The organism is Stenotrophomonas sp. NPDC077420, assembly GCF_044543385.1.
Classification (GTDB): domain Bacteria; phylum Pseudomonadota; class Gammaproteobacteria; order Xanthomonadales; family Xanthomonadaceae; genus Stenotrophomonas.
This window is the reverse complement of sequence record NZ_JBITVZ010000010.1, coordinates 68,767-84,183: the sequence shown is the minus strand read 5'-3', so window position 1 is coordinate 84,183 and position 15,417 is coordinate 68,767. Positions and strand designations below refer to the sequence as shown.

General features: G+C 69.0%; 16 protein-coding genes. 5 read left to right on the top strand and 11 right to left on the bottom strand.

Annotated features, from left to right (window positions below; all coding sequences use genetic code 11):
* Window positions 1–2 precede the first annotated feature (2 nt).
* The 10 genes from ACIGII_RS11605 to ACIGII_RS11560 form a co-directional block, all read right to left on the bottom strand.
* Complete coding sequence (locus ACIGII_RS11605) at window positions 3–668, bottom strand: EscR/YscR/HrcR family type III secretion system export apparatus protein (protein ID WP_399638266.1); 666 nt, start codon at window positions 666–668, stop codon at window positions 3–5.
* A complete protein-coding gene (locus ACIGII_RS11600; RefSeq protein ID WP_399638265.1) occupies window positions 665–1,627 on the bottom strand; it encodes a FliM/FliN family flagellar motor switch protein in 963 nt (320 codons plus the stop codon). Before ACIGII_RS11600 ends, ACIGII_RS11605 begins: the two co-directional genes overlap by 4 nt.
* Complete coding sequence (locus tag ACIGII_RS11595) at window positions 1,624–2,766, bottom strand: hypothetical protein (RefSeq protein WP_399638263.1); 1,143 nt, start codon at window positions 2,764–2,766, stop codon at window positions 1,624–1,626. The genes ACIGII_RS11600 and ACIGII_RS11595 overlap by 4 nt, the downstream gene beginning before the upstream one ends.
* A complete protein-coding gene (locus tag ACIGII_RS11590; RefSeq protein ID WP_399638262.1) occupies window positions 2,757–3,203 on the bottom strand; it encodes a hypothetical protein in 447 nt (148 codons plus the stop codon). Before ACIGII_RS11590 ends, ACIGII_RS11595 begins: the two co-directional genes overlap by 10 nt.
* Window positions 3,187–4,443: a FliI/YscN family ATPase gene (locus ACIGII_RS11585; RefSeq protein ID WP_399638261.1), complete on the bottom strand. Its 1,257-nt coding sequence runs from the start codon at window positions 4,441–4,443 to the stop codon at window positions 3,187–3,189. The genes ACIGII_RS11590 and ACIGII_RS11585 overlap by 17 nt, the downstream gene beginning before the upstream one ends.
* 44 nt (window positions 4,444–4,487) lie before the next feature.
* A complete protein-coding gene (locus ACIGII_RS11580; protein WP_399638259.1) occupies window positions 4,488–4,883 on the bottom strand; it encodes a hypothetical protein in 396 nt (131 codons plus the stop codon).
* Window positions 4,880–6,949, bottom strand: coding sequence for an EscV/YscV/HrcV family type III secretion system export apparatus protein (locus tag ACIGII_RS11575; RefSeq protein WP_399638257.1), 2,070 nt, complete (start codon window positions 6,947–6,949; stop codon window positions 4,880–4,882). Before ACIGII_RS11575 ends, ACIGII_RS11580 begins: the two co-directional genes overlap by 4 nt.
* The gene (gene sctW, locus ACIGII_RS11570) at window positions 6,946–7,917 is read right to left on the bottom strand and encodes a type III secretion system gatekeeper subunit SctW (RefSeq protein WP_399638255.1); all 972 of its coding nucleotides are present in this window, start codon (window positions 7,915–7,917) and stop codon (window positions 6,946–6,948) included. Before sctW ends, ACIGII_RS11575 begins: the two co-directional genes overlap by 4 nt.
* A gap of 136 nt (window positions 7,918–8,053) precedes the next feature.
* Window positions 8,054–9,742 (bottom strand): type III secretion system outer membrane ring subunit SctC, encoded by a 1,689-nt coding sequence (gene sctC, locus ACIGII_RS11565; protein ID WP_399638254.1) that lies wholly within the window; start codon window positions 9,740–9,742, stop codon window positions 8,054–8,056.
* A gap of 3 nt (window positions 9,743–9,745) precedes the next feature.
* Complete coding sequence (locus ACIGII_RS11560) at window positions 9,746–10,423, bottom strand: helix-turn-helix domain-containing protein (RefSeq protein WP_399638253.1); 678 nt, start codon at window positions 10,421–10,423, stop codon at window positions 9,746–9,748.
* Window positions 10,424–10,609: 186 nt separating this feature from the next.
* Here ACIGII_RS11560 and ACIGII_RS11555 point away from each other — a divergent pair, with 186 nt between their 5' ends.
* The 5 genes from ACIGII_RS11555 (at window position 10,610) to rnfB (ending at window position 14,847) form a co-directional block, all read left to right on the top strand.
* Window positions 10,610–11,002, top strand: a complete 393-nt coding sequence (locus ACIGII_RS11555) for a VOC family protein (RefSeq protein WP_399638251.1) — start codon at window positions 10,610–10,612, stop codon at window positions 11,000–11,002.
* A gap of 110 nt (window positions 11,003–11,112) precedes the next feature.
* Entirely contained in the window at window positions 11,113–11,562 is a 450-nt protein-coding gene (locus tag ACIGII_RS11550) for a DUF2147 domain-containing protein (RefSeq protein WP_399638250.1), read from the top strand.
* A 123-nt stretch (window positions 11,563–11,685) separates the two neighbouring features.
* Entirely contained in the window at window positions 11,686–13,764 is a 2,079-nt protein-coding gene (metG, locus tag ACIGII_RS11545; protein WP_399638249.1) for a methionine--tRNA ligase, read from the top strand.
* 47 nt (window positions 13,765–13,811) lie between these two features.
* Window positions 13,812–14,402, top strand: a complete 591-nt coding sequence (locus tag ACIGII_RS11540; protein ID WP_399638247.1) for an HAD family hydrolase — start codon at window positions 13,812–13,814, stop codon at window positions 14,400–14,402.
* A 25-nt stretch (window positions 14,403–14,427) separates the two neighbouring features.
* Window positions 14,428–14,847, top strand: a complete 420-nt coding sequence (gene rnfB, locus ACIGII_RS11535) for an Rnf electron transport complex subunit RnfB (protein WP_399638245.1) — start codon at window positions 14,428–14,430, stop codon at window positions 14,845–14,847.
* A gap of 46 nt (window positions 14,848–14,893) precedes the next feature.
* On the opposite strand, the gene ACIGII_RS11530 is transcribed toward rnfB, so the two are convergent.
* Window positions 14,894–15,241 carry a RidA family protein gene (locus ACIGII_RS11530; protein WP_399638243.1) on the bottom strand — a complete coding sequence of 116 codons (348 nt, stop codon included), beginning with the start codon at window positions 15,239–15,241 and terminating at the stop codon, window positions 14,894–14,896.
* Window positions 15,242–15,417: the final 176 nt, after the last annotated feature.

Genomic DNA, 15,417 nt, shown 5'->3' with positions numbered 1-15,417 from the left:
GGCTACATCGGCACGTCGAGGTACTGGCGCACCAGACCCTGCGACAGCAGGCTCCAGCCGTCCATCGCCACGAACAGGATCAGCTTGATCGGCGCGGAAATGGTCACCGGGCTCATCATCATCATGCCCAGCGACAGCAGCACGCTGGACACCACCAGGTCGATCACCACGAACGGCAGGTACAGGTAGAAGCCGATGCGGAAGGCGTCCTTGAGTTCGCTCAGTGCGTAGGTCGGCATCAGCGCGAACAGCGAGCGCTCATGCGGCTCCAGGTCGGGCACCGGCACGCCGGTCCCGGCGTGGCGCGCACGTTCGAAGAACTTCAGCAGCTCCGGGTCCGAGTAGGTGGCCAGGTAGACCTTGTAGCCGTCCAGGCTGCTGTCGAGGAAGGTCACCACCGCGGCCACCGAGTTGAGCGGGGCCTCCAGCGCAAGATAGGCGTCGTACATGTTCTGCACGATGGGCTGCATGACGTAGAACGCCAGCATCAGCGCCAGCGCGTTGAGCACCATGTTGGACGGTACCTGCTGCAGGCCCAGCCCGTTGCGCAGCAGCACGAACACCACGGAGAACTTCAGGTAGCAGGTGCCCGCGGCGATCAGGAACGGAAGCAGCGCCGCCATCGACATGACCGCGATCAGCGAGATGTCGTTGTTGACGAAATTCATGGCAGCAAGGGCGCCTGCGCCAGTTGTACGCCGAGCTGGTCGCCGACCTGGACCAGCTCGCCACGGGCAACGGTCTGGCCGTTGACGCGCAGCTGCAGCTGCTTCCAGGCGTCGACCGGCAGGTTGAACACGGTGCCCGGCTGCAATCCGTCCAGTTCACCGATGGCCTGCTGCAGCTGGCACAGCACCACGTCCACGGTAACCGGCAGCTGGCGCAGGTCGATCCCGCCGGCGGCCGCTGCGGGGTCGGCATGGGCGGCCGGTGCCGCAGGCAGGGCGAGGTCGGCGGCGCCGTCTTCGTCGTCGAGGAAATCGAAGGGTGTATTCACGGAAATGGTCTCAAGGGTGAAATCGAAGGCGTACAGGCGACGGCGCGCGAGGCGTGCGATGGGTTCAAGCTGGTCCAGCAGCACCACCGCGCCCGGCGCCAGGCGGCGCAGTCGCTGCAGCGGCAGCTGCAGGCGCGAGATGCCCAGCTCCACCGGCAGCCGCAGGCGGCGGGTCATGGGGGTCAGGGCGTGGCCGGGCCTGGCGTCGATGCGTTCGATCCAGGCCGGCCCCTGCGTGGTGGGCAGGCAGGGCTGCGGACCCTCGCCCCGTGCGAGCACGCTGACCGGCACCACCTCACGCAGCGTTGTCCGCGCCTGCGTGAAAGGGGGCGCGGCGATGTCCAGCAGGTCCTGTTCGGGCAGCCAGCACGCCAGGGTCTGGCGGTCGACCAGTTCGGACCACGCCAGTCCGGCCAGCTCAGGCAGCATGGCCGCGCACCACGGCTCGGCGGCCACCGCCAGGCGCAGCACGCCGGCCGGCGCCTCGACATCGAAGCGCAGCATCGCGCCGCGTGCCGGCAGCGGCTGCGCGTCGGGCACGATGCCCGCCCGCGCGCAACCGGCGAGCGTGGCGGCGTTGGCCACGTCGGCGGCGCCCAGCACGGGAAAAGGCCAGCGCTGCGCGTTCATGCGTGGCCCTGGTGGTCGCGGCGGCGACGGCGTTCGTCGGTGGCGCTGTCGCTGCTGTCCACGGCGATCACCAGGTCGCTGCCGGCCGGGGCCAGCGAGGCCGCCAGCGCGTTGCCGACCCGTGCGCTGGACGGCAGCATGTGCAGACGATCTGCCTCGAGACGCGCGATGACCGAATGACCCGCGCCCCAACTGCTGAACGCGACATTGATCTGGCTGCCGGCAACGGTGCGGGCGCTCATGGCGGTCTGCAGTGCCTCGGCCTGGCGGGCGGCGCGCACCAACTGGCGGGTACCCAGATTGGCTTCGGCACGGCGCGCGTCGGCCAGCGACTGGCTGTCATGGGGTTCGCCACCCGGCTGCGGTGTGGCAGTGGCCGTGGCGGAGGTCGCGGGGTTGGCTGCGGTGGCATCGACGGCGAACGCGCTCTCCATGGCCACGGGCGCCGAGGCGGTGCGACTGTCGCTGATAACGGCCCCCGGCGCCGCCGCAGGCGACGCCGGCGACGCAGCAGCGGCCGGTGGTACGACCGGTCGCGCAGCCAGCGCGCGCGCGTTGCGCTGGGGCGCGCCGGACGCAATGGCGGCGTGCGGCGCGTCGGCGGTGGATGCCGCAGATGTTGCCGGAGGTTCGCCCGGCGTGTGCACGACCGTACTGCCCGCCACGGCCGGAGCACGACCCGGCACTGCTGCGGACGCATCCGCGACCGGGGCGCCTGCATCACCGGCCTTCCCGGCAACCGGCAGCGCCGTGGCGAGGGACGGCGTCGCTGTCTGCGGGGACGGCATTCCCATGCGGATGCGCGACGTGGACGCCGCCGCTGCGTGACCTGGCTGCGGCTGCAGCGCGCGCGGGCCCTCCATGAGCGGCCGTGGTGCGTCGCCGGGCGCGTCGCTGCGGTCGGGAGCCGCCTCGCGCGGCACTGCGGCATCGACCTGATCGGGGAGGTCGTCCTGATCCGGCGTATCGCCCTGATCCGGCACCTCGACCGCTTCCGGAGGTGCCGACCACGCGTCCTCGGCGTACGGGACCTCGAGCGGCGGATTCGGGTGGGCCTGCACCCGTTCGCTCAACGACACCGCGTCAACCGGTCCGGTGGCCGCGATGGCGGCCGGCTGGGGTTGGATCTTTACCGACATGCGTGTTCCTCTTGAACCTGACGCTCCTGGCGGCGCTGACGCGCCTGCCGGAGCCGTTGATGGATGTGCGAGCCCACCGCCTCCAGGCGGCGCGCTCGTGAGTGATGGGCCGCGGCGGCCTGGCGCAGCTGCTGTTCCTGCGCCTGCGCGGCGGCGGCCTGTTCCAGCAGGTGCTCGGCACGCAGGCCGCACTCCAGAACGTGCGCGCGCGCGATGGCAACGCCACGCAGCCGTTCGAACAGGGTTTGCCGGTCCAGCCCGTGTTCTTCGCCAAGCTGCGCCTGCTGCAGTTTCTCGTCGGCCTCGCCGCGCAGCGAGCGCGCCTCGGTTTCGTGCTGCGCGGCCTGCTCCGCCTGCCCACGCGCTTCGCCGCGCAGGCGCTGCGCACGGTGGGTCAGCAACGTGGCCAGCTGCGCCGGATCAGCGGGCGAGCGCATCGAGTGCCTCCACCGCGTCGTCGAACGCAACCGGTTCATGCAGGCCCTGGCGCAGGAACGCCAGCAGTCGCGGTTCGCGCGCCACGGCGTCGTCCTGCTCGGGCTGCGCGCCGGGCCGGTACTCGCCGATGTCGCGCAGCAGCTGCAGGTCGTCCAGCCGCCCCATGACCGCACGCACGCGGGTGGCGGCAGCGGCCTGGCCCGGGCTGGCCAGCTGCGGATAAAGACGGCTGGCACTGCGCAGCACGTCGATGGCCGGGAAATGACCGCGCTGCGCCAGGCGGGGGCTCAGGTAGACATGGCCGTCCAGCAGCGATTTGACTTCCTCGCCGACCGGGTCGGGGTCGGCGTCGTCCTCCAGCAGCACCGTGTAGAAGGCGGTAATGCTGCCGCAGCCCGCATTGCCCGGCCGTTCCACCAGCCGCGGCAGCGCCTCGAACACCGAGGCCGGGAAACCACGCCGTGCCGGCGGCTCACCGGCGGCCAGCGCTACATCGCGCAGGGCCCGCGCATAGCGCGTGGCCGAATCCATCACCAGCAGTACCCGGCTGCCCTGGTCGCGGAAGAACTCGGCGACACGGGTGGCGACCATCGCCGCGTTGACCCGGGTCGCCGGCGAGGAATCGGAGGTGGCCTGCACGACGATGGTGCGTGCCGCCGCAGGGCCCTGCCGGATCGCCGCCACGAACGAGGCCACTTCACGGCCGCGCTCGCCGACCAGCGCCACCACGCGGACGTCGCAGTCGGCGTTGGCCAGCAGCATTTCAACCAGGGTGGTCTTGCCGCAGCCGGCCGCGGCGAACACGCCCATGCGCTGACCCTCGCCCACGGTCAGCAGCGCGTCCAGGGCGCGGATGCCGGTGGCGAACGGAGTCTGGATGGGGCGCCGCTGCCGGTAGTCCAGCGGCACTGCCTGCACGGCGGCGGCGGTCGTGCCGGCATCGGCGTCGAGCGGCTGTCCCTCGTGCAGCCGCTCCACCACCTCGCCAAACCCGTCCAGCACGCTGCCCAGCAGGTGGTTGCCCAGCGCCACCTCGAGCGGACGGCCGGTAGCCGCCACCACCACGTCGGCGGCCAACCGCACCGGCGCGCCGATCAACGCGAGCGTGGCCACGCCGTGGTCGACCCGGGTCACCACGCCGTGGGTCAGCACGCGGTCATCGCAGGCCGAGCGGCGCACGTGGCAGTGCTCGCCCACCGCCACGTCCGCCAGCGGTACCCGCAGTTCGCCTGCGCGCATCGCCAACGGGGTGGCGCAAGGGCGCCAGCAGGGCACGGCGGCTGTCACCGCAGCATGCCCTGCAGGTCCAGCACGCGCGCGTGGAACCCTTCGATCGCAGCAGCCAGCAGCGAAGCGTCGTGCCGGCAGTCGGGTTGCAGCACGCCGCCCACCAGGCAGCCTTCGTCCAGCTGGCGCAGGGCCAGGCAGCCGTTGGCGAAGTGCGCGGCCGGCGCGGACAGCGCGCTGAGCAGCTCATCGGCGCGATTGCTGAAGCGATCGTTGGGCGAGGTGTCCAGGCGCCCCCACAGATAGACCATGTCGTCCACCGGGTCGAGCAGCAGCTCGCCCACGTCGGCAAAGCCCATCACCACGGACGAATGGGTGTCGAACTGGAACCGCGACGGGTCGCAGCCCAGCTCCTGGAGGGCGGCATTGAGGGTATCTAGCAGGGAGGTCATATGCTTCTCATCACATCAAGGGTGACCGTGTCGGAAATCTCGGCAAACGAGAGCACCGGGGTCGCGGGGAGGCGGTTTTCAATGAAGCGCTTGACGAAGCGGCGGATGTCCGGCGCCACCATCAGCACCACGTCGGGACGGTGGGCGCTGACTTCGCCGACGTGCAGGGCGAAGCGGTCCATCAGCGCACCGGATTCGGCCGGTTCGAGGTTGAGGTAGGCCGCGCCCTGGCTCTGGCGGATGCCGGCGCGGATCTGGTCTTCCACCGAGCTGGACACCAGGATCGCGGGAATGCGGCCGTCGCGCGCGAAGCGCGCCGAGATGTAGCGGGCCAAGGCACCACGCACGTGCTCCACCAGCAGGATCACGTCCTTTTCGCGCTGGCCCCACTGCGCCAGGGTTTCCAGCACGACCTTCATGTTGCGGATGGAGACGTCCTCGCGCAGCAGGCGCTGCAGCACTTCGGCCACGCGCTGGATCGGCATGTGCCGGTAGGTTTCCTTGACCAGTTCCGGGAAGCGCTTCTCCAGCGCGTCCAGCACGTGCTTGGCTTCCTGGATACCGAACAGTTCGCCCACGTTGCGCAGCACCGCGCCGTGCACCAGCCGGCGCAGTTCCTCGTAATCGCTGGACACCTCGCAACCGAGCGCACGCACGTCCTCCTGCGCCCCGGCCAGGACCCAGCGTGCGCTGCCGCCGTCATGCGGCACCACCAGGCCCATGTCCAGCACGTCCAGTTCGTCCTGGCGTCCCCAGACCCGTACGTGCCCGTTCACCACAGGTGCGCTGGCCGCCGGGATCTCGTTGATCAGGACCTTCACTTCATGCTCGCGCGTCGGCACATGGCCACGCAGCACCAGCGGCGCAAGCTGCATGCCGGTGTTGATGAAGGCGTCATGGCGCAGCTGCTCTTCCCAGTTGCCGGCCACGCCCGCCTCGTGCAGCGGTGCCGGCATCAGCAGGATCAGCGGAAGGGTTTCACTGGTCAGGCGCGCCGCAGTGGCGTCGCCCTTGCCGGCGGTCGCGGTGGCCGCACCGCCCTGCCCGGCACCGGCGCTGCCGGCCGCCTCGTCGGTGCGGGCGCGGCGCAGGCGCCAGACCAACATGGCCCCCAGGCCCACCGCCAGGCCGGCGAACACCGGCAGCGGGAAGCCCGGCAGGAAGCCCAGCAGCAGCACCAGCACCGCGCCGGTGCCCAGCACCAGGTTGCTCTTGAACAGCTCGCCGAGGATGTTGGCGCCCAGGTTGTTGCTCTCGCCGCTGACCCGGGTGACGATGAAGCCGGCACTGATGCAGATGAGCAGCGCCGGAATCTGCGCCACCAGGCCATCGCCGATGGTCAGCAGGGTGAAGGTGTTGAGCGCCTGCGAGAACGCCATCCCATGCTGCAGCATGCCCACGGCGATACCGCCGAACAGGTTGACGAACACGATCACGATGCCGGCGATGGCATCGCCCTTGACGAACTTCATGGCACCGTCGTACGAGCCGTACAGCTGGCTTTCGCGCTCCACGTCACGCCGGCGACGCTGCGCTTCCTCCGAAGTGATCGCTTCGGCACGCAGGTCGGCGTCGATGCTCATCTGCTTGCCGGGCATGCCGTCCAGGGAGAAGCGTGCCACCACCTCACCGATGCGTTCGGACCCCTTGGTGATGACGATGAACTGGACCAGGGTGATGATGGCGAAGATCACCGCGCCCACCACCAGGTTGTCGCCCACCACGAAGTCGCCGAACGCACTGATGATGTGCCCCGCGTCGGCGTCGAGCAGGATCAGCCGGCTGGTGCTGACCGACAGCGCCAGCCGCATCAGGGTGGTGAACAGCAGCACCGACGGGAACGTGGAGAAGTTGAGGATGCGCTCCACGTAGAAGGAGCTGAGGAAGATGACGATGGCCACGGCCATGTTCAGGCCGATCAGCAGGTCGACCAGGAAGGTCGGCAGCGGAATGATCAGCATGGCCACGATCACGGCCATCAGCACGACCAGGGCCAGTTCCGGGCGCAGCACGCCGCGTGCGCGCGCGCCGAAGCCGGTGGTCGTCGTGGGGGCGGTGCTGCTCATACGCTGATTCCTCCGGCGTGGCCGGCACGCCAGCGTTCGCGTTTCATGCTTTCCACCACCAGTTCCTCCAGCGCGTCGGCGGTGCGTTCGCGCGCCAGTTCATCGCTCCAAACCGCGTCGGGCAGGCCACCCACCGCGCGCCGCAGCGCCTGCACGACGCGCGCGCGCTCCGGCGCCGACAGCGCCACGCGCATGTCCGCCAGCGGCCCGGCGAACAGCCCCGCCCAGTCCTGCAGGCCGCGCACGACGTCCAGCAGCCCGCCCACCATCGCTTCGGCGCTGGTCGAAAGACGCGCCAGCAGTCCGTCGCGGGTCGCTTCCTGGACCAGCAGTTGGTCGGCCGAGCGCAGCACGGCCAGGTTGCGCACCTGGTGCAGCAACTGGCCGAACTCCAGGTGCGAGGCGCTGGGATCCAGCGAGTACATGTCCGCACCCAGGGCCTGTTCCATGAAATCCACCACCTGCGCGCGCCGGTCGAAACCGAACGTGGCGATCCAGCCGGCGTATTCGCCCACGCAGTCGCGCGGATTGCCGATGAAGTCGCGGTAGCTCTGGCGCAGTGCCCGCGCCGAGAAGCGATTGCCGCTTGCGGCCAGCCGGGCTTTGACGGCCACGTTCATGCCGCCGCGCATGGCGGCGGCATTGCCCTGGGCCGCCTGTTCGGCAAGCAGCTGCTCAAGCGCAGCCTGTAGCAGCTCGCGCAGTTCCTGCAGTTCCTCGTCGGTCAGCAGCGCGCGCAGCACCGCCAGCATGTCGCTGGGATCGGGGAAAAACTGCTTGAGCAGGCCGAGCAGCTGCACCGGGCTGCGCAGGCCATCGAGCAGCGCGCGCAGGTCGCTCATCTTGCTGTCAACCTGCTCGTCGAGCACGTGGTCGATCCACGCCTGCGTCTCGCCGGTGCCGCTGCTGCTCTGCCTGTCACGGCGTCGCTGCAGCGACGCGATCAGGGCGCCCACGTCGTCCTGCATGGAAAACGCCGTATGCAGCTCACTTTTCTGCGAGGACCGCCCCGATGACGACAGAGAGCCCTTCTCCGTGTCTTCTCCTCTGCCGCTGCCACCGGTCTGACGCGGTGTGTTGGGCAATAGGGAAGTGACCGGGCGATTAATGGCCGGCAGTGCCATGCGCGCCCTCCCCGTCGTTGAGCTGCGGATGCAGGCCACGGATCGCGTCACGCACGGATTCACCCACGGTCGGACCGTAGACGTCCGGCATGCGGTAGGCATCGACCGGATCGCTGCCGGTGAGCAGCCGCGGCTGGATCAGGAACACCCGCACCAGGTTTTCGGACGAGGTGCTGTCCTGGCCGAACAGCTTGCCTACGCCGGGAATGCGGCGCAGCCCCGGAATGCCGCTGTAGCCCTGGTCGGACTGGCTGCGGGTGTAGCCGCCCACCAGCAGGCTGAGCTGCTGCGGCACGCGCGCGACCGTGTCGATCACGGTGCGGTTGACCAGCGGCAGCGCGTCGACCGAACGCGTGCCGTCGGCCGCGCCATCCTCGATCTTCAGCTGCATTTCCACGTCGTTGCCACTGGAAATGCGCGGATGCACACTGACCAGCGTGCCGTAGGTGACCTGCTCCAGCGACGTCGCGCGCTCACCGATCAACTGCGTATAGAAGGTCTGGTTGCTGTCGAAGTACGCCGGGATGTTTTCCTGGGTCAACAGCACCGGGCGCGAGATGATGTGCGCGTTGCCCTTGCTGGCCATGGCCTGCACCGACGCGAGGAAGCGGCTGCCATCGAGCGTGCTGACCGAGGGCGACTGGTTGATGCCGATCGACAGACGATTGCCGATGTTGATGCCGCCACTCCAGTTCACGCCCAGGCGGTCGAGCTCGGTCTTCTTGATGTCGATGATCCACAGCGACAGTTCGATCTGCTTGCGCGGGATGTCCAGCTCGCCGACCAGGCGCTTGACCTGTTCGATCTGCGCCAGCGTGCCGCGCACGATCAGGCTGTTGGTTTCCGCATAGGCCATGACGACCGCCGGGGTCGGGCCGGTGGGAACCGAGGTGGCGGCCTGCGCCACCGGTTGCGCGGTCGGCGCGGCCGGCAGCAGCTGCTCGGTGACGGTGGCCGCAGCGTCCGGCATCACCGGCTGCTTGACCACGGCACCGAAGTCGCCCAGCTTGAGCACACCGGCCAGCACATCGGCCACGCCCGGCAGCGATCCCTCGCGACCGCGCAGCCCGTAGCTGCGACCATTGACGAAACTGTGCTCCAGCTTGATCACTTCCACGTGGTGCGGGCTGGCGTCGGCGCCTTCGTACAGGTCATCCAGGTAGCGCGCGGCGTTGAGCACGATGTCCACGTACACCGGCGGCCCGGCCACGTAGAAGGTGCCGTCGGCGCCGCCCCCGCGCACCGGATAGCGCGCATCGGCCAGCCGCGCCTTGCGCAGGAAGTCCGACAGCGTGGCCACCGAGGTGGAGCGCAGGCGACCCACGGCATTCTTCTGTTCGCTGGCGTCGTAGACATAGATGGAGGTGCTGTCGCTGTACCAGACCAGTCCCAGTTCGGCGGTGACCTTGGCCAGCACGTCGAACGGCCGGGCCAGGTCGAAGTTGCCGGTGATCTTCTTCTTCTGGGCCTTGGGGCTGATCACCAGCGCCTGGCGCGCGCGGACGCCGATGGCGTTGAGCAGATGGTCGGCGCTGTCCGCGCGCGAGACAAAGCCCGAGGCATGCGGCAGGTCGGCGCGGTCGGTGATGGCGGTGCCTTCCAGCGGCGTCTGGGCGACAGCCGGCACGGTGAACGACAGCAACAGCAGGTACAGCGGCAGGGAACGCATGGCTTACTCGTGGGGGGTTGAAACCGCCCGGTAGACGGAGAGGGGTGAACGACCGATCAGGGATTTCACGTCGGTGCAGAAATGCGACAGCGACGCGTAGCCGTGATCGGCGGCGAGATAGGTGAACGAGCGCGCCCGCCCGGGATAGGCAAGCAACGCCCGCGCGGCGCGCTGGATGCGCAGCTCGCGTTTCAACGGGCGACCCAGGACCTGCCGGCAGCGCCGGTGGAACTGTGCCGACGACAGGCCGTAACGCTGGGCCAGCGCGGCGACGGTGTTGTCGCCGCCTTCCTCCAGCAGGAAGCGCATCAGGCCGTAGCTTTCGCTGCGCGCCAGGTGCCGCAGCAGCTGCGCCGGCGGGCTGTCCTCGACCTGGCCGGCGCCACGCGCCAACTGGCCGATCAGCCAGGCCGCCGCCACGTCGGGCACTTCCAGGGCCGCCGGCACCACCCAGCACAGGGGCTCAGGCTCTCCCGCCGCGCGTTGCATGCCGCTGGCATGGTCGTAATGGGCCAGGGCGCGGGGCATGCCGCTGCCGGCCACCGCGACCGTGTCCAGCCCGCTGCCGCGTGGCAGCGGCAGCCCGGCCAGGAGCAGGCGATCGCCGGGCAGAAGGCGGACCGGCCGCCCCCCGGCCGTGAGCTCGGTGGCGGCCTGCCCAGCATTGACGATCACGTGCATCCGACCACTCCCGTTCATGCGTACTTCGACGCAGCGCAGTGCTGCGCCGCCTTCGACAAGGGCTGCATGGTGAAGACGGGGCCGGGGCAACGCTCTACAACAAATTAGAAAGCCGACGCAACTTGATGTATTTGTATCGATCCCGCTCAGACAGTCGCGCATCCGCGCCACCAGGAATCGATCCCCATGTCACTGTTGCTTGGCATCCACCACGTCGCCGTGATCTGCGCCGATTACGACAGGTCGCGCGATTTTTACGTCCGCGTGCTCGGCCTGGCGATCAAGGCAGAGCACCACCGCGCCGCCCGCGACTCCTGGAAACTGGACCTGGCCCTGCCCGATGGCGGACAGCTGGAGCTGTTTTCGTTTCCCTCGCCACCGCCGCGACCGAGCCGACCCGAAGCCCAGGGGCTGCGCCACCTGGCGTTCCGGGTGGCGCGGCTGGAACCGATGATCGAACGGCTGGCCGCCGCGGGGGTGGCCTGCGAGCCGGTCCGCACCGATGAGTACACCGGCCGGCGCTTCACCTTCTTCGCCGACCCCGACGGGCTGCCGCTGGAGCTGTACGAAGGGGGCTGAACGGGTTGCCGCGCCCCGCGCCGCAGCGTTCCGTACCAGGGCGAATGGGTATACAGTCCAGCTGTCCCGGCCCTGCGCCGGCATCCACGTACATCCCTGGGAGGGGAAACATGCGCAAGACCTTCAAGACCCTGCTGCTGGCACTGCCGCTGGTGATGGCCGCGATGTCCGCTTCGGCCGCCGACGGCGCGGTCGGCCGCTGGAAGACCATCGACGACAAGACCGGCAAGGTGAAGTCGATCGTGGAGATTACCCAGGCCGCCAACGGCACGCTGAGCGGCAAGGTGGTGGAAGTACTGCATTCGGACAAGGGCCCGAACCCGGTCTGCGACGACTGCAGCGGCGCCAACAAGGGCAAGCCGGTGAAGGGCATGACCATCCTGTGGAACCTGAAGCAGGACAAGGGCAGCACCACCCAGTGGTCCGGCGGCACCGTGCTGGACCCGGCCAACGGCAAGACCTACAAGTCCAAGCTGGAGCTGCAGCCGGGCGGAAAGAAGCTGGACATGTCCGGCTGCGTGGCGTTCATCTGCCGCGCCCAGACCTGGATCCGCGAGTAACCACCTGCGCGGCAACGCGCTGCAGGATCAACGGCCCGGGGCCGGTGCGGGGTGACCGCCCCGGCCCTTCGTCTTTTCCGGGAGCATGCGATAATCCCGTGTTCCCCCGCACCCGTGCAGCCCATGACCCGCACCGCTCTCGTCACCACCGCCCTGCCCTACGCCAACGGCCCGCTGCACCTGGGCCATCTGGTCGGCTACATCCAGGCTGACATCTGGGTGCGTGCGCGTCGAATGAGCGGCGGCAGGACCTGGTTCGTGTGCGCTGATGACACCCACGGCACCCCGATCATGCTGGCGGCGGAAAAAGCCGGCGTGACCCCGGAAACGTTCATCGCCAACATCCAGGCCAGCCACGAGCGCGACTTCGCCGCCTTCGGCGTTGCGTTCGATCATTACGACTCGACCAACTCGGCCGGCAACAAGGCCCTGACCGAGGCGTTCTACCTCAAGCTCGAGGCGGAAGGCCACATCTCGCGCCGTTCCGTGGCCCAGTTCTACGACCCGGCCAAGGGCATGTTCCTGCCCGACCGCTACATCAAGGGGATCTGCCCCAACTGCGGCACGCCCGATCAGTACGGCGACAACTGCGAAGTGTGTGGCGCCACCTACGCCCCCACCGACCTGAAGGACCCGCGCTCGGTCATTTCCGGCGCCACGCCGGAAATCCGCGATTCGGAGCACTTCTTCTTCGAGGTGGGCCGTTTTGAACGCTTCCTGCGCGAATGGCTGGCCGGCGATGTCGCCCTGCCCGGGGTGAAGGCCAAGCTGGGTGAGTGGCTCAATGCCGAGGGCGGCCTGCGCGCGTGGGACATTTCCCGGGATGCGCCCTATTTCGGCTTCCAGATCCCAGGCCACCCGGGCAAGTACTTCTATGTCTGGCTGGATGCGCCGATCGGCTACCTGTCCAGCTTCCAGGCGCTGTGCGCGAAGAACGGCGAGGATTTCGACGCGCACCTGCGTGCCGGCACCAGCACCGAACTGCACCACTTCATCGGCAAGGACATCGTCAACTTCCATGGCCTGTTCTGGCCGGCGGTGCTGCACGGCACCGGCCACCGCGCGCCGACCCGCCTGCACGTCAACGGCTATCTCACCGTGGACGGCGCGAAGATGTCCAAGTCGCGCGGTACATTCGTCATGGCCCGCACCTTCCTGGATGCCGGGCTGGAGCCGGAAGCGCTGCGCTACTACTTCGCGGCCAAGTCCTCCGGCGGCGTGGACGATCTCGACCTGAACCTGGGCGACTTCATCGCGCGGGTCAACGCCGACCTGGTCGGCAAGTTCGTCAACCTGGCCAGCCGCTGCGCCGGCTTCATCAGCAAGCGTTTCGATGGCCGCCTCGCCGACGCGCTGCCCGATGCCGCACAGTACGACCGCTTCGTGGCCGCGCTGGCGCCGGTGCGCGAAGCATACGAGCGCAATGATCCGGCGGCCGCGCTGCGCCTGACCATGGCCCTGGCCGACGAGGCCAACCGTTACATCGACGAACAGAAGCCGTGGGTGATCGCCAAGCAGGAGGGCGCCGACGCGCAGCTGCAGTCGGTGTGCACCCAGGGCCTGAACCTGTTCCGCGTGCTGGTCACCGCGCTCAAGCCAGTGCTGCCGGCTACTGCCGCGCAGGCCGAAACATTCCTGGCCGCCCCGGTGCAGCGCTGGACCGACATCGCCTCGCCGCTGCTGGCCCACACCATCGCCGTGTACAGCCCGCTGTTCACCCGTATCGACCCGAAAATGATTGACGCCATGACCGACGCTTCCAGAGACACCCTCGCCGCCCCCGCACCTGCGGCCCCGGCCAAGCCCGCCAAGCCGGCGGCGCCTGCTGCCGCGCCTGCCGCCGCTCCCGCTGCGACGGCGGAAGGCCCGGCGTATATCGGTATCGACGATTTCGCCAAGCTGGACCTGCGCATCGGCAAGGTGCTGGCCTGCGAGTTCGTCGAAGGTTCGGACAAGCTGCTGCGCTTCGAGCTGGATGCCGGCGAACTGGGCAAGCGCCAGATCTTCTCCGGTATCCGTGCCAGCTATGGCGAACCCGAAGCGCTGGTCGGCCGCAGCGTGGTGTTCATCGCCAACCTGGCCCCGCGCAAGATGCGCTTCGGCCTGAGCGAAGGCATGATCCTGTCGGCCGGCTTCGACGGCGGCGCGCTGGCGCTGCTGGACGCCGACAGCGGCGCCCTGCCCGGCATGCCGGTTCGCTGAGGCCAACGTGCCACGACCTCCGGTCGTGGCCTGCCGGGAGGGTGTAGATGGAACTGGCCCTGGTTGACTTCGACCACACCGTCACCGACTGCGATACGTATGGGCGTTTCCTGCGCCGGGTGGCCACGCCCGAGCAGCTGGCCCAGGCGTGGTGGAAGGTGGGTCCGTGGCTGTTGGCCTATCGGTTGAAGTTGATTTCCGCCGAGCGCATCCGTGCGCGCGTGACCCGGTTGACCCTGCGCGACCGCCACGCCGACGATATCGCCACCCTGGCGGCCGGGTTCTCCCGCGAGGTGCTGCCCGAGGTGGTGCGCCCGCAGATGCTGGAGCAGATCCGCTGGCACCTGCAACAGCGGCATACGGTGGTGATCGTGTCCGGCTCGCTGGACCTGTACCTGCGCCCGTGGTGCGAGGCGCTGGGCCTGGACCTGATCTGCAACCGTCTGGAAAGCCAGGACGGGCGCTTGACCGGGCGGTATGCCGACGGCGACTGCGCGCCGCACAAGGCGGACCGGATCCGTGCGCGCTACGATCTGTCACGTTACGTACGCATCCATGCGTACGGCGACAGCCGCGAAGACCGACCGATGCTCGCATTGGCGCAGGAACGCTGGTACCGCGGCAAACCCCTGAAATGAACCTCCCGCGCAGCCGACGCCACGCATGACATCGCCTTCCCTGCCCCTGGTCGAACGCCTCGACCGCCTGTTGCCGCAGACCCAGTGCGGGCAATGCGGCTACGACGGCTGCCGCCCGTACGCCGAGGCCATGGCGCGCGGCGAGGCGGGCGTGGACCATTGCCCGCCCGGCGGCGATGCCGGGGCGCGTGCGTTGGCCCGCGTGCTGGACGTTCCTGCGCTACCGTTCGACCGCAGCCGCGGCGACTGCACGCCGCCCCAGGTGGCGCGGGTGATCGAAGCCGACTGCATCGGCTGCACCAAGTGCATCCAGGCCTGTCCGGTGGATGCCATCGTCGGCGGCGCCAAGTACATGCACACCGTCATTGCCGATCTGTGCACCGGCTGCGCGCTGTGCATTCCACCGTGTCCGGTGGACTGCATCGACCTGGTACGGGCGCCCTGACCGGTACCGCCACGCAGGCGTGGCGGTACGCGATGGCGGCGGGTGTTCAGGGCAACGCTGCGGTGATGACGATCTCTACCTTCCAGGCCGGGTCGGCCAGCTTGGCTTCCACCGTCGCGCGGGCCGGGGTCATGCCCGGCACCACCCACTCGTCCCACGCAGCATTCATGCCGGCGAAATCGTTGATGTCGGCCAGGTAGACCTCGGCGCGCAGCACGTGCTGCTTGTCGCTGGCGACCAGCGCCAGCAGCTTGTCGATCTCCGCCAGCACCTGCCGGGTCTGCCCGGTGATGTCCTCGCTGGTGTCTTCGGGAATCTGTCCGGACAGATAGGCGACCTTGTTGTGCACGGTCATCTCGGACATGCGCGGACCCACGTCGTAACGTTCGAACATGGTGAGGGCTCCTCTGTGGTGGTGGCCCATTGTCACCGATGCCACCCGAAACCGCTCGATCCGAAACCGCTCGACCCACGGTCGTCGTGACACGCACCTGTATCAACGCCATCCGCGTCTTGGCAACAGCAGCCCGGAAGCGCACGATTCGGCAGCAGGCACGGTGGCGTGCCCGG

Bases quoted from the DNA above. Each gene is read 5' to 3' on its own strand.
- ACIGII_RS11590 (WP_399638262.1), bottom strand. From the start codon at position 3,203: ATGCGCTCGCCCGCTGATCCGGCGCAGCTGGCCACGTTGCTGACCCAC.
- ACIGII_RS11580 (WP_399638259.1), bottom strand. From the start codon at position 4,883: ATGACCTCCCTGCTAGATACCCTCAATGCCGCCCTCCAGGAGCTGGGC.
- ACIGII_RS11560 (WP_399638253.1), bottom strand. From the start codon at position 10,423: ATGCACGTGATCGTCAATGCTGGGCAGGCCGCCACCGAGCTCACGGCC.
- ACIGII_RS11540 (WP_399638247.1), top strand. From the start codon at position 13,812: ATGGAACTGGCCCTGGTTGACTTCGACCACACCGTCACCGACTGCGAT.
- sctC (WP_399638254.1), bottom strand. From the start codon at position 9,742: ATGCGTTCCCTGCCGCTGTACCTGCTGTTGCTGTCGTTCACCGTGCCG.
- rnfB (WP_399638245.1), top strand. From the start codon at position 14,428: ATGACATCGCCTTCCCTGCCCCTGGTCGAACGCCTCGACCGCCTGTTG.
- ACIGII_RS11550 (WP_399638250.1), top strand. From the start codon at position 11,113: ATGCGCAAGACCTTCAAGACCCTGCTGCTGGCACTGCCGCTGGTGATG.
- ACIGII_RS11600 (WP_399638265.1), bottom strand. From the start codon at position 1,627: ATGAACGCGCAGCGCTGGCCTTTTCCCGTGCTGGGCGCCGCCGACGTG.
- sctW (WP_399638255.1), bottom strand. From the start codon at position 7,917: ATGCAGGACGACGTGGGCGCCCTGATCGCGTCGCTGCAGCGACGCCGT.
- ACIGII_RS11575 (WP_399638257.1), bottom strand. From the start codon at position 6,949: ATGAGCAGCACCGCCCCCACGACGACCACCGGCTTCGGCGCGCGCGCA.
- ACIGII_RS11555 (WP_399638251.1), top strand. From the start codon at position 10,610: ATGTCACTGTTGCTTGGCATCCACCACGTCGCCGTGATCTGCGCCGAT.
- ACIGII_RS11595 (WP_399638263.1), bottom strand. From the start codon at position 2,766: ATGTCGGTAAAGATCCAACCCCAGCCGGCCGCCATCGCGGCCACCGGA.
- ACIGII_RS11605 (WP_399638266.1), bottom strand. From the start codon at position 668: ATGAATTTCGTCAACAACGACATCTCGCTGATCGCGGTCATGTCGATG.
- metG (WP_399638249.1), top strand. From the start codon at position 11,686: ATGACCCGCACCGCTCTCGTCACCACCGCCCTGCCCTACGCCAACGGC.
- ACIGII_RS11585 (WP_399638261.1), bottom strand. From the start codon at position 4,443: ATGCGCGCAGGCGAACTGCGGGTACCGCTGGCGGACGTGGCGGTGGGC.
- ACIGII_RS11530 (WP_399638243.1), bottom strand. From the start codon at position 15,241: ATGTTCGAACGTTACGACGTGGGTCCGCGCATGTCCGAGATGACCGTG.